Annotated in this window: 12 protein-coding genes; all 12 read left to right on the top strand. The window is 28.9% G+C overall.

Annotated features, from left to right (window positions below):
- The first annotated feature begins 21 nt into the window (after positions 1-21).
- Positions 22-1,188, top strand: coding sequence for an acylneuraminate cytidylyltransferase (locus tag JC605_RS19100; RefSeq protein ID WP_198857726.1), 1,167 nt, complete (start codon positions 22-24; stop codon positions 1,186-1,188).
- Positions 1,175-2,056, top strand: coding sequence for an N-acetylneuraminate synthase family protein (locus JC605_RS19095; RefSeq protein WP_198857725.1), 882 nt, complete (start codon positions 1,175-1,177; stop codon positions 2,054-2,056). Before JC605_RS19100 ends, JC605_RS19095 begins: the two co-directional genes overlap by 14 nt.
- A gap of 95 nt (positions 2,057-2,151) precedes the next feature.
- Entirely contained in the window at positions 2,152-3,549 is a 1,398-nt protein-coding gene (locus JC605_RS19090) for a UDP-glycosyltransferase (protein WP_198857724.1), read from the top strand.
- A 6-nt stretch (positions 3,550-3,555) separates the two neighbouring features.
- Complete coding sequence (locus JC605_RS19085) at positions 3,556-4,989, top strand: MBOAT family protein (protein WP_198857723.1); 1,434 nt, start codon at positions 3,556-3,558, stop codon at positions 4,987-4,989.
- The gene (locus JC605_RS19080) at positions 4,989-5,870 is read left to right on the top strand and encodes a hypothetical protein (RefSeq protein ID WP_198857722.1); all 882 of its coding nucleotides are present in this window, start codon (positions 4,989-4,991) and stop codon (positions 5,868-5,870) included. The genes JC605_RS19085 and JC605_RS19080 overlap by 1 nt, the downstream gene beginning before the upstream one ends.
- 303 nt (positions 5,871-6,173) lie before the next feature.
- Positions 6,174-6,773: a hypothetical protein gene (locus tag JC605_RS19075; RefSeq protein WP_370569066.1), complete on the top strand. Its 600-nt coding sequence runs from the start codon at positions 6,174-6,176 to the stop codon at positions 6,771-6,773.
- Positions 6,774-6,796: 23 nt separating this feature from the next.
- Positions 6,797-8,116, top strand: a complete 1,320-nt coding sequence (locus tag JC605_RS19070) for an alpha-1,2-fucosyltransferase (protein ID WP_255562400.1) — start codon at positions 6,797-6,799, stop codon at positions 8,114-8,116.
- Positions 8,113-9,279 carry a glycosyltransferase family 4 protein gene (locus JC605_RS19065; RefSeq protein ID WP_198857719.1) on the top strand — a complete coding sequence of 389 codons (1,167 nt, stop codon included), beginning with the start codon at positions 8,113-8,115 and terminating at the stop codon, positions 9,277-9,279. The genes JC605_RS19070 and JC605_RS19065 overlap by 4 nt, the downstream gene beginning before the upstream one ends.
- Before the next feature lie 4 nt (positions 9,280-9,283).
- Positions 9,284-10,822: a glycosyltransferase family A protein gene (locus JC605_RS19060; protein WP_198857718.1), complete on the top strand. Its 1,539-nt coding sequence runs from the start codon at positions 9,284-9,286 to the stop codon at positions 10,820-10,822.
- Between the two features lie 15 nt (positions 10,823-10,837).
- Entirely contained in the window at positions 10,838-12,457 is a 1,620-nt protein-coding gene (locus JC605_RS19055; RefSeq protein ID WP_198857717.1) for a hypothetical protein, read from the top strand.
- A 6-nt stretch (positions 12,458-12,463) separates the two neighbouring features.
- On the top strand, positions 12,464-13,333 hold the full coding sequence (locus JC605_RS19050) for a hypothetical protein (protein WP_198857716.1): 870 nt from the start codon (positions 12,464-12,466) through the stop codon (positions 13,331-13,333).
- 7 nt (positions 13,334-13,340) lie between these two features.
- Positions 13,341-14,333 (top strand): glycosyltransferase family 2 protein, encoded by a 993-nt coding sequence (locus JC605_RS19045; RefSeq protein WP_198857715.1) that lies wholly within the window; start codon positions 13,341-13,343, stop codon positions 14,331-14,333.
- Positions 14,334-14,357: the final 24 nt, after the last annotated feature.

The raw sequence follows: 14,357 nt of genomic DNA, 5'->3' as shown, positions 1-14,357 counted from the left end.
CAAATTAAAAAGGTAAATTTTATGAAAAAAACCGCTATAATTCCACTTCGTAAAAATTCAAAAGGAATTCCTGGGAAAAATAAAAAGAAAATGCTTGGAAGACCACTTTTTTCATGGGTTTTAACAGAAGCTATTTTCTCAGAATTAGATGAGGTTTATGTTTTTACAGACGATCAAGATATTATTGATTATATCAAGAGAGAATATTTTTGGACTCCAAAAGTAAAGACGCTCTTAAGGAATGACGAAAATGCTTCTGACACCGCATCTACAGAAAGCGCCATGCTGGAATTTGCAACATTGGTAAAAAACGATTTTGATGTGCTGTGCTTATTGCAGGCAACTTCTCCAATGACAAAAGCCCAAGATATTAATACTGCATTAAACGAAATCCTTATCAATAAAAAAGAATCGGCTTTGACTGTTGTCAATACACACCGTTTTATTTGGAATTCAAATGGAACTCCAAGTAATTATGATGTTTTTAAAAGACCAAGACGCCAAGATTTTGATGGATTATTGATTGAAAATGGAGCTGTTTATGTTACCACAAAAGACGCTTTCTTAAATTCGAAAAATAGAGTAAGCGGTTCTATTGGCTTGGTAAAAATGGCAGAAGAATCTCTTGTAGAAATTGATAGTTTATCTGATTGGGATATTATTGAAAAACTTTTAGGAGATCGTCAGAAAAAACAAAAATTGCACCAAAGAATAGATTATTTAGTTTTAGATGTCGATGGCGTTTTTACAGATGGATGCGTCTATTATGATGCCAATGGCGAAATGGCTAAAAAGTTTGACATGCGCGACGGAATGGGCTTGGAAATTTTAAGACAGAATAATGTTGAAGTTGTAGTTATGACTTCAGAAAATTCTGAATTAGTTGCGCAGAGAATGAAGAAATTGCAGATTAAACATATATTTTTAGGAGTAAAAGATAAATTTTCCTTTTTAACACATTTTCTTTCAGAGAGAAATAGTAGTTTTGGCGCCGTTTCCTACGTGGGTGATGACGTAAATGATTTGACTAATATTTGCAGTGTTGGATGGTCTTTCGCACCAGCTGATGCAACAGATATTGTAAAAGCAAATGCAGATTATGTTTTAACACACCAATCTGGAGGTGGAGCAATACGAGAAACTTGTGAAATTTTATTAAAGTACAATAAACGTTATGAAGGAATTTAAAAAACCTTATGTGATTGCAGAAATTGGATGTAATCATAAAGGCGAAATGGAAATAGCAAAGGAATTAATTAAAATTGCAAAAATCTTCGGAAACGCAGATGCAGTAAAATTCCAAAAGCGTAATAATAAAGAACTTCTAACAGAGGAACAATATTATGCTCCGCATCCAAATGCTTCTAATTCTTATGGAGAAACTTATGGTGCACATAGGGAGTTCTTAGAATTTGATGTTGAACAGCATAGAGAGTTAAAATCATATTGCGAAGAAATCGGAATTATATATTCTACATCGGTTTGGGATACAACTTCAGCAAAAGAAATCGCATCATTAAATCCAGATTTTATTAAAATACCATCTGCTTGCAACAACAATTTTGAAATGTTGGAATGGCTTAGCGAAAATTATTCAGGAGAAATTCATATTTCTACAGGAATGACAACTAAAGATGAGACAGATACTTTGGTTGAATTTTTTACTAAAAAAGAAAGAAACCAAGATTTAGTTTTATATAATTGTACATCAGGTTATCCAGTTCCTTTTGAGGATGTTTGCCTTTTAGATATTACTATCCTACAGCAAAAGTATGGGCATTTGGTAAAGCATATAGGTTTTTCTGGTCATCATTTAGGAATTGCTGTAGATATAGCGGCTTATACTTTAGGAGCTAATATTATCGAAAGGCATTATACCCTAGACAGAACTTGGAAAGGTACAGATCATGCTGCTTCATTAGAACCAATGGGTTTACGCAAACTTACTCGTGATCTTGAGGCGGTTTATCAAGCGTTGAATTTTAAGTCTACCGATATTTTGCCAATCGAACAAATTCAAAGAGACAAACTAAAAAACAAAAAAGTACAAGCTTAAAGGAATTCAATTAAAGCCATTTAAATATCTTAACTTGTAACAGAGGCTAAAAATGAAGATGTAAAATTTTCCTATTAGATTCTATTTAAATTAAAATGAAAAAAAACATATTTATTTTTTTGCCTGATGGTGTTGGACTTCGAAATTTTGCCTTAACCTCTTTTAAAGAAATTGGAGAACAAAATGATTTCGATATTACATATTGGAACAACACTCCATTTTCGATTAAGGAGAAACTAGGTTTTGAAGAATTAAAAATTCAAGAAAAATCACTACATCCGTTAACAACAGTTTATAGCCGTGCGCGTAAAAGAATGGAATTAAATTTCTTTGATAAGAAATTTAAAGAGGTGGTTTACAATACCTATAATTTTCCGCAATCTTATAAAGGAGTTGCTAACCTTGCTAAAAGTTTAATGGTTGATGCCTTGACAACTTTTGGATCTAACGAAAAAGGAATCAAATTTGTTAGAAAGCAAATAAAAAAAGGCGAGCGAACTACAAGTAAATACAAAGAAAGTAAAAGACAATTAGAAAAATACAAACCAGATTTTGTTTTTTGCACCAATCAGCGTCCAACGCAGGCAATTGCTTCTATTTTAGCAGCACAAGACTTAGGAATTCCAACAGGAACTTTTATCTTTTCTTGGGATAATCTTCCTAAAGCAACGACGCTAGTCGAAACTGATTATTATTTTGTGTGGAGCGAACACATGAAAAAAGAGGTTTTAATGTATTGTCCTTATGTGAAAGAAAACCAGATTTTTGTAACAGGAACGCCTCAATTCGAAAGTCATTTTGATAAAACAATTTTACAATCAAAAGAAGAATTTTATAATTCACATGATCTCGACTTAAACAAAAAATATATTTGTTATTCTGGTGATGATATAGTTACATCTCCTTTAGATCAATACTATTTAGAAGATTTAGCATTATCAGTTAGAGAATTAAACCAAAACGGATATTCTTTAGGTGTCATTTACCGAAAATGCCCAGTAGACTTTACAGATCGTTATGATGAGGTTTTGAAGAAATATCAAGATGTTATTGTAAGCATTGATCCGTTATGGAGTCCAGTTGGGGAAAGTTGGAATGAAATTATGCCGACAAAAGAAGATTTTGCATTGCAGGCAAATATTTGTGAATACACAGAATTTGTTGGTAATATAGCTTCATCAATGGTATTTGATTTTTCTGCGCACGATAAATCTTGCTTGTTTTTTGACTATGAACAGCCACAACTTAGAAAGGGAATTCGTGATATTGGGCAAAATTATAAATACATTCATTTTAGATCAAAACCCTCAGAGGAGGCTGCTTTATGGATAAGAGATAAAAAAGATCTAACCAATATGGTTAAAGATATTATTGACGGAAAAATTTCAAGTGTTAAAGACAGTAAAAAGTGGTTTGAGATTATTGTTGGACCAAATCCTACTCAAGCATCTGAAAAAATTTGGAAAAGTTTAAACTGCATTTTAAAAAAGTAGATATTTATGTTCTTTAACTCGCTGGCATTTGCCATCTTTTTGCCAATTGTTTTTTTTCTATATTGGTTTATTTTCAATAAAACCAAAAGTACCCAAAATGCTTTATTAATTGTTGCAAGCTATTATTTCTATTCTTGTTGGGATTGGAGATTTCTATTTCTGCTAGTTTTTTCAACATTTTTAGATTATTTCACAGGAATTCAAATCGAGAAAAGTAATTCGGGAAAAAGTCGAAAATTTTGGTTTTGGTTGAGTATTATAATCAATTTAGGATTTTTAGGAATTTTTAAATATTATAATTTCTTTGCAAGCTCATTTGCAGAAATGTTTACGTCTTTAGGCTTTAAAGTAAGTCCAATGTTATTGAATGTAATTTTACCTGTTGGAATTTCATTTTACACTTTCCATGGATTATCTTATGTAATTGATATTTATTATAAAAGAATTAAAGCAGAATATAATTTTATAGATTATTCTTTATTTGTAAGTTACTTTCCTCTTTTAGTTGCTGGACCAATTGAAAGAGCAACGCATTTACTTCCAGAGTTAAAAGAAAAGCGCGAGTTTAATTTAGAAAAAGCAAAAGAAGGAATTTACCAAATTGTTTGGGGACTTGTTAAAAAAGTGGTTATTGCAGATACTTGTGCAGTTTATGCTAATGCTATTTTTGATCATTATCAGTCAATGAATTCTTTTTCATTAATTATGGGGGCAATTTATTTTGCGTTTCAGATTTACGGAGATTTCTCAGGATATTCAGATATCGCACTAGGGGTTTCTAAATTATTTGGTTTAGACTTATTACGAAACTTTAATTATCCATATTTTTCAAGAGATATAGCAGAGTTTTGGCGTCGTTGGCATATCTCACTTTCTTCTTGGTTTAGAGATTATTTATATATTCCTCTAGGTGGAAGCAAAGGTGGACTTTGGATGAAAATCCGAAATACATTTATCATTTTTGTTGTTAGTGGATTCTGGCATGGAGCCAACTGGACATATATTGTTTGGGGATTTATAAATGCTGTTTATTTCCTTCCACTATTGATTTCAAATAGTAATAGAAATAATATGGATTCTATAATTCTAAAATGGAATCTAGGTTCTGTCAAAGTATTGTTTAGTATTCTAACAACATTTTTATTGACTTGTATTGCTTGGGTGTTTTTTAGAGCAAAAACCATTACAGATGCTGTTTTGTATCTAAAAAGAATATTTACTAACGGCGAGTTTAGCCCTCAATATTTAGATAACGAACGATATAATTATGAATTACTATTGATGATTGGTCTGTTTGTTTTAGTAGAATGGAATAATAAAACTAAAGTAGAACCAATTTCTGGAAAAAGAAGTTTTTTGAAAATGGCATTGGCTATTTTGGCAATACTAGCTCTTGGAACTTATTCGGATTATAAAGAATTTATTTATTTCCAGTTTTAATGAAGAAGTTTTTATTGTACATATTAGGAATTTTTCTTTTAACAGCTGTGATAGCAGTTCTTTTGGACGGATTGTATACTTATGCTTTTATACAGTCCAAAAATCGTGGAAAAATAGAAACCGTTTTCAATTCTACAGCAAAAAAGTATGATGTGGTTATTTTAGGCTCTTCAAGAGCTAATAACCATTTTGTTTCTCAAATGTTCGAAGATAAAGGATTAAAAACGTTTAACTACGGAATGAGTGGCGGACATTTATTTGAAGCTTCATTAATGTTAAAATTAATGATAGAAAGAAAATATGAAATAAAAAATTTAATTCTCGAAGCCGATTTAAATCTTTCTAATGATCAGGAATCTGAAGGAGTTGCTGCAAAATTTCTGCCATATATTCATTGTTCAAAAGTCATAAAAGATCAATTTTCGACAGAAAAATACTTTAATGAATTGTATTACATCCCTTTTTATAGATATATAAAATTTGATTCTAAAATTGGTTTTCGTGAGATTTATAAAATAGCTAAAAATGAAAAAACTAATGCTCTAGATAATTTAGGATATTACCCTTTGGAAAAGCATAAGAACGGCAATATGAAAAATAACATTGCCAATTTGAAGCCATTGCCACACAATAAATATTATGAAGAGATTAAAAATATTTGCAAAAAGAACGACATCAATTTTATTGCTGTTATGACGCCAATGTGCGAGAATGTTGTTGGAATGAATTACTTTGATAAGTTAAAAAAGGCGTATCCTGAAATTCATAATTATGAAAATGTTGTTATAGAAAATAAATATTTTTCTTCTTGCGGGCATATGACAGATCAAGGTGCAAAATTATTTACAGCAAGAATTATTTATGATTTTTTTAATAAATAAAATTAAAGGCTAAATTATTTTATGAAAAAACGACAATTTCTGCTTTATTTATTAAAGATCTTAGTTCTGGTTTTCGTTTTGGCCTTTATATTGGATCAAGCATACTCGTTTATTTTTCTTCAATCTAACAAAAGGGATAAAATAGGGTTGATATATAATTCCAAGCCAAAAGAATATGACGTCGTAATATTAGGTTCTTCTAGAGCAAATAATCATTTCGTAACTCAGATGTTTGAAGAGAGGGGGTTGAAAACATATAACTTTGGAATGCCGGGATCTAAATTATTCGAATCAGATTTGGTTTTGAAATTATTATTAGAGAAAAAAAACAAAATCAAAAATGTTATAATTGATGTTGATATTACATTAAGATCAGAAGAAAAAAAATCAGAAGGTACAATTCTGAAATTTTTACCATTTTTACATCGTTCGCCTGCAATAAAAAAACACTATGAAAGCTTAGAGAATTTTAATAGCCTATATTATATTCCATTTTATAGATATTTAAAATATGATGCAAAGATCGGGTTTAGACAGATGTTTTTTTACATATTGGATAAAAAAGCAAAAGATGTTCAATATGGAGGATACGAACCAAAATTTGAAAATGAAGAACTACATTTTGAAGATTTTACTTTTCCTCCCCAAAAGAATAAATATTATGAGGAAATTAAAAGGATTTGTAAATTAAATAATATCAGATTAATTCCTGTCATGACACCAATATGTAGCAAATTAATAGGAAAAGATTATTTTCAAAAAGTAAATTTATTATATCCAGAAATTTATAATTATGAAGACAGAGTTGATGATGATAAAAATTTTTCTTCTTGTGCGCACATGAACGATGCAGGAGCTAAAAAATTTACAGAAATAATTTTAGAAGACTTTTTTCCTAAATAAACTTTCTCGAGAGTATTTTTCATATGATTACATACAGTAAAATAGGTAAAAAAGGAAATTTGGGAAATCAGCTTTTTCAAATAGCCTCTACAATAGGATTGGCGACCAAAAATGATCGTGAATTCGTTTTTTTACTATGGAAATATCAAGACGCGTTTAAAAATAAATTGCCTTTTCTATCAGCAAATCTAGAAGATTTTGTAAACATCGAAGAAAAAGAGTATCATTTTCATAAATGGAATTTTGAAACTCAAAATTATGATGTCAATGGTTGGCTTCAAACAGAAAAATATTTTGATACAGAGTTAACCAAGCACTATTTTGATTTTTCAGATTCTTTGAAAGAAAAAATAAGTAAATTATACAGGAAAACATTTGAAAAAAGAACCATACTGATATCTATAAGAAGAGGAGATTTTGTAAACCATAAAGACTATTTTCAGCTTCCAATACATTATTATTTAAATAGTTTAGCAACTTTTTTTCCGAATTGGGAGTCCTGCAATCTTGTTATTTTGAGCGATGATATTAACTATTGCAAGTATCATTTTTCATTTTTAGAGAATGCCTTTTTTGGAGATGGTTTAAATGAGCCAGAACAACTTTGTTTAGGAGCAATGTGTAATGATTTTATAATAAGTAATTCTACTTTTTCTTGGTGGACCGCTTGGTTGGGAGAAAAGAAGGATTCGAAGATTATAAGACCATTAAAAAATTTTGACGGACAAAAAAGCAAAGAATTTGATGACAAAGATTATTATCCTGAAAGATGGACAGAATATAACCATATAGATCAAAAAATTGAGCTGACCGATGTGTCGTTTGCTATAAATACTCAAAAAAACAAGGAAGAAATAAAAACATATATATCTGATTATTTTAAAGCCGATTTTGTTTTGAGTGAAAATAATTCAGAAACTCAAAAAAATGTTTATTTCATTAATAAGGATTACTTCATACCTCCAGTTTTAATATATTTTTCTTGGCTAAAACTTGAAAAATCAAATTTTAATTTGATAATTAATAATGTGATTCAAATATTTGAAGTTTCTAAATATTTGAATTATAATGAATTTACACCGCAAAATGACTTTGGTTTTTTCTCTAAGATATTTTCATTCCCCAATAAAAATAAAGGAAAGAAAAATGATAATAGGGAGGTTTATTTAAAAAAGGATTTAAAGCAAGAAAGCATAAATCAAAATGAAATTTTAATAGATTTTTCTGCAGGTAGATTTCTTAATGTCGCGGGTTATAAATTCAGTTTTAAGAGATTTTTGAAAAGAAAGGAAAATGATTTGAAGCGTAGCATAAAGAAAAAATTGTATAAAATAAAAAAATGAAACCAAACCTACACGTTGCTTATATAGTATCACATTATCCTCATAAGGCTTTCGGACATGATGGAGGAATTGGAACTAGTGTTTTTACTTTGGTCGAAAGACTAAGAAAATCCAATGTGCAAGTTTCTGTATTTGTGTATGGCCAACAAGAAGAATTTGTTATTGAAGAAGAAAATGTTACAATTTATAGTTTAAGTAATAGTAAGGGGAAATATTTTAATTTTTACTGGAATAGAAAAAAAATAGAAAAATTTATGCATAAGACTATTTTAGAAAAAAAAATTGACATCATTGAGGCTCCAGATTGGACCGGGATTACAGCTTTGATGTCTTTTAATATTCCTTTAATAATTCGTTTTCATGGAAGTGATGCTTATTTCTGTCATTTAGATAATAGAAAACAAAAGCTTAAAAATTTTTGGTTCGAAAAGCTTGCCATTAATGGAGCAAAAGCATTCATAGCTCCGACCAAATTTGCGGGAGAAGTTTCCAAGAATCTTTTTAATATAAAAGGAAAAGAAATCAAGACCATTCATTATGGTTTGGATCTTAAGAATTTTGAAAACGAAACATCTGAAATATTTGAAAAAGACCTGATTCTATATGCTGGTACTTTAATTAGAAAAAAAGGAGTTTTAGAACTTCCAGAAATTTTTAATAAAGTACGAAAGGTTTTTCCGAATGCTAAATTAGTTTTAATAGGTGGTGATGCTCCTGATTTGAAAACAAATTCAAAATCAACTTGGGAATTAATGAAGAATTTATTTACCGAAGATGACTTGAAAAGCGTAAATTATTTAGGAAGAATCCCGTATGACGAAATTCAAAACTATATAAAAAATGCAAATGTGTGTGTTTTTCCAACTTTTGCAGAAACTTTAGGAATGGTAACTATAGAATCTATGGCAATGCAAAAAGCAGTTGTAAATAGTAATATTGGCTGGTCTCAGGAATTAATTATAGATGGAGAAAGTGGTTTTTTGGTTCATCCTTCAAATCATGATTTATACGCAGAAAGAATTAAACAGATTTTAGGGAACACTCTTTTAGCACAAAAAACAGGTAAAATTGCGAGAGCGCAAGTAGAAGAAAAATTTGACATTGATAAGCTTGTACTTAAAAACATCGAATTTTACAGAAATATTTTAAATCAAAAGAAGTAAGAGTGTGATAATAGTTTATCATCAAAATAATAAAATTGTTGAGGTTGACTTTTGTGAAGAAAATATTTTGTTTTCTGAAAAGAGTATAGCTTGTAATTTATTTCAGATAGCTGAGAAATATCCTCAAGAGCTTATTATTTGGTGCCGCTTAGATTTAAAGTCAAATTTAAATACAAATAAATTTGATGAAATTTTTCATCATAAGAAAATTACAGCCTCTTATAATGTATCAGTAGATTCGTTAATGTCAGAAATAATAGGATATGTAGACGAATCACTATTTTTAAATATTAAAAAAGACATTAATTATCCGACTTGGATGATGAGCGGAGATGTTGGTGGAATTCATGCAGAAGTTCTAAATACATTAAATAATAAAATTAAAGTTGATGTAAATTTTGACTTTTTTTTGCATTCAATGGCAAAATTAGCATCATTAGCAGGGCTTTTTTGTTATTCGGAACCATTGTTAATTAAGGATGTTCTCAAAAATAAAGGAAAACATAAAAGGAATAACTTTTTGACATTTCGTTTTGTTAAACAACATTACAAAACACGTTGGACTTTTTTATTATTTTTAAACGTATTACTCTATGAAAAAAAAATATTTTTTCTACCATTTTTGTACAGTATTTGGTTTAAAAAACGAAAGTTAGATGGAGATTTATTAGACAAAATAAAAGTACAATCTACCAAGAAAACTATTGATAAGAAGACAATCGATATCATTATTCCAACAATTGGAAGAAAAAAATATCTTTACGATATCTTGAAAGATTTATCGAATCAGACTCTTTTGCCCGAAAATGTTATTATAGTGGAACAAAATTCAGATTTAAATAGTAGTTCAGAGTTAGACTATTTAGTAAATGAAAATTGGCTTTTCAATATAAAACATACGTTTACGAAGCAGACTGGAGCCTGTAATGCGCGAAATTTAGCTTTAAAAGAAGTTGAAAGTGAATGGATTTTTATGGCAGACGATGATATTCGAATTGCAAATGATTTTTTAGAAAAAGCATTAGGTTTAATTGAAAACGAAGGTGCAGAACAGATAACTTTTGGGTGTTATGAACTTAATTATCCTGAGTATAAAAAGGAAAAACAAAAAATTCAATGGGACAATTTCGGTTCAGGTTGCAGTGTGGTAAAAGCAAACAATATTAAAGCTATTTTTTACAATACCAGTTTTGAATTTGGTTACGGTGAAGACAGTGATTTTGGAGCTCAGTTAAGAAATTCTGGGTTTGATATTATTTATGCGCCTAAACCAGAAATTATTCATCTTAAAGCACCAATTGGAGGATTTAGGACAAAACCGATTTTAGCTTGGCAACAAGATAAAATTCAGCCAAAACCTTCACCAACAGTAATGCTTTACAAAATTCTAAATTTAAAACAACAACAACTTAACGGTTATCAAACGGTTTTGTTTTTTAAATTTTATAAAGAGCAAAATATTAAAAATCCAATAAAGTACTTTTTAAACTTTCGCAAACAATGGAAGGTAAGTTTGTTTTGGGCAAAGAAATTAAAACAATAATTTTATTCAAATAAATTGATAAAATCGATTTCAATAAATAGTAATGCAATAAAACAGATTTATGCTTTTGATGAAAATCAAAAACATAAATTGAGCATTGACCTTACCAAAATAAATCTTTCTGAACATTACTCTTTTGATATTGAAATTGTATTTGAACAGCCTATTCTCGAATTTAGAAATCATGATTATAAATGGGTAAAATGTGACGAAGATAGAATTGCAAACCAATTTTGTCCTAAAATAATAAAACTTCAAAACGGACAATTGGTTCAAAGTAATATTCATTTTGGAATTTGGGAAATAAGTAAAAAAAGAAATAATGTTTTACTTTGGCGTTTCAATCCTGATTTTTCGCAACCGATCACTGTTTATTCAGGAAATTCTAATAGAAAAGTTTTGGAATCGTCTAAAAAGAATTTTGATTTCCCAGAACATCCAGCTCTTTTATTTCCTAAATATCTCGCTTTGGAGTTCAGCAGATCTAAATATCCGTTTACTGCTATAGCTTGTTTTACGGATCATTGTGATTTTGATACTGCAGAAAATCTTTCGTTACAAAGAATGTTTTTCAAAGAAAATCGAATAAAAATTACAAAAGGTTTTTTCTTAAATCATTTTTCGAAACGTGCTGATAATGCTTCATTTCAAAATGATAAAGAAGAACTTTTGAAATGGGAAAACGATGGACATGAATTGTGTTATCATTCCCTTTCGCAATCCATAAAAAACGAAGCTGGGAGTTTTGAAGATTTTGCGGCATTTGTTCCACCCTTAAAGGATATAAAAGTATGGATTGATCATGGATATCAGCCGTATAATTTTTCTCTTTTAAAGCAAAATAGGCTGAGCGATAAAGAGTTTGAAAAAACGTTAAGCGATAAAAATATCAATACGCTTTGGAATTATATAGATTCAGGAACTTCCACGAGTGGAGTTATTAATCAATTAAATTCTCGACATTTTACATTAGGAGGTTTTTTAAAAGGAAATAAAAATTTGGATTTTGTAAAAAAAATCCAGATGATGATTAAAAACATTGTCTTTCATTATTACAATGATGAAGATATGATTATAAAATATAAAAGTGTTGCGGGTAATTTTAAGAAGATTGTTTTTCAAAAAAAGATAAAGTTTGTTTTACCTTTTCTTAAAAATTCTTTTGATCTTGGATTGTCTATTTTTTCAATACTTTTATCTTGGAATACCTCTAAAAACAAACCTTATAAGTTGGCAAAATATTCGCCTATTGTTTTTAAACATAAAATTGCAGAAAAAGAGTTTTATATTTTTCAAACTTTAGAAATGCTTGATTTTCAAAAATCTTTATCTAAAAATAATCTTGAAACGCTTATTAATGAAAAAGGTATTTTTATAGCGCATACTTATTTTTCTGTACCAATGGAATATCATAAAGGACGATTATTTTCGGATCCTAAAACCATTGATATTAAGGTATCTGATAATTTTAAATTTTTAGGAGAAAAAATCAGAAACAAAGAAATTTGGAATCCGACATTAACAGAACTTATTGAATATTGGAAAAACTTCGAAACAATTGTTTTAAATATTGATCAAAATGGTGATCTATTTGCAGAAATGAATTCGATTTTAGACATGAGAAAATTAAACTAAGAATAAATGAATCATAAAATAAAGACATTTTTGTTTAAGACAATAGCCTTACTGCCCAATAAAATAGACGATTATTGCTATCATAAAATTCAGAGTTTTTTTGATAAATCTACTTTAGAGAATCGTTTCAAGAGTGTTGAGCCAACTTATTTAAGACTTTTTAAAGTTTTAAAAGATTTAAATATTGATTTAAAAAACAAAACAGTTTTTGAAATTGGTTCAGGATGGTTTCCTACAATGCCATATTTTTTTAAATATAAATTTGAAGCCGAAAAAGTAATAACAATTGATATTAATAAACATTTTAAAAAAGAAACTGTTTTAGAATTGAATGGTCTTTTTTCGAAAAATTATGATGTTACTGTAATTCCCGAATTGCATAATAAATACGGACTTCCTGTTGATGTAGAATATTTTCCGAATTATAATATTATAAACCAAGATTTTCCAGAAGTTGATTTTGTTTTTTCAAGATATGTATTGTCACATATGAAGGAAAACGATGTTGATATTTTACATAAAAAAATGAAAACGCAACTTAAAAAAGATTCGTTGATAGTTCATTTTATTTCCCCAAGCGATTTAAGACAGCATGGAGATAGTTCTTTGGCACTACAAGATTTTTTGCAATATAGTGAAACAGATTGGGATAAAATTAGAACTAAATTTGATTATCATAACAGATTAAGATTACCTCAATTTATAGAGATATTTAAGAAATATGATTATGAAATTTTGTATCTGGATTACGAAAGTTTACAGAAAGGAACTGAAAAATATGATTTGTTTAAAAAGGTAAAACTTCATGAAGATTTTAGTAAATATTCTGATGAAGAACTGACTGCGGGAAATATTCTGCTTGTCTTAAAAGTATAATTCGAAGATGCGTTTTTCATTAATAATATGTACATACATGCGCGCAGAGGCACTCTGTAAATTGCTTCAGTCAGTAAAACATCAGACTTTATATCCTGATGAAATCTTAATTGTCGATGGTTCAACAAATGATGAAACTAATACTTTTTTTCAAAAAAATACTTTTGAAAAACTAAAATATTTTAAAGTTAAAGATGATGACAGAGGATTAACTAAACAACGCAATTTTGGAATTTCTAAAGTAAATCTTGAATCTGAAATAGTATGTTTTCTTGATGACGATACCATTTTAGAACCTGATTATTTTGCCGAAATTGTAAAAACATTTCAAGATAATAATGAAATTGTTGGTGTTGGTGGAGTAGCTATTAATGAAAATAAATGGCAAGTACAAAAAGAAAGTAGCGTTTATAACACTAAAAAGTATTATTTGTTTGAAGGATATTTTTATCCAGAAGGTCTGAGAAATATTGCTAGAAATTATTTTAGACTTGCGTCTAATTTAGAGCCTGGGCGAATGCCACTATATTCACACGGAAGAACTTGTGGATTTCCTATGACGGGTAAAATTTATGAAGTTGATTTATTGATTGGGATGTCAATGTCTTTTAGGAAAAAGGTTTTTAATGAAATAAAATTCTCTAAATTCTTTGAGGGATATGGCTTATATGAAGATGCCGATTTTAGTTTGAGAGCACAGCAATTTGGTAAAAATGTAATTAATACAAATGCAAAATTAAGTCATTTTCATGACGTAGCCGGAAGACCAAATCAATATAAATATGGCAAAATGGTTGTTCGAAATGGCTGGTATGTGTGGAGAATAAAAAATCCAAATCCAAAAATTAAAGATCGATTGAAATGGAATGCAATTACAATTTTATTGACTTTGATTCGATTTACAAATGCCTTGACCGAAAAAAATAAAAAAACTCCTTTTACTGAAGCTATTGGCAGAACAATTGGATGGTTTAGTTTGTTTTTTGATAGACCATTATAAAAAAAATAAGCAATTTATTTAAAG

Origin of the sequence: Flavobacterium sp. IB48 (assembly GCF_016405855.1) — a bacterium.
GTDB lineage: Bacteria > Bacteroidota > Bacteroidia > Flavobacteriales > Flavobacteriaceae > Flavobacterium > Flavobacterium ginsengisoli.
This window is presented reverse-complemented; position numbering and strand designations above follow the sequence as displayed.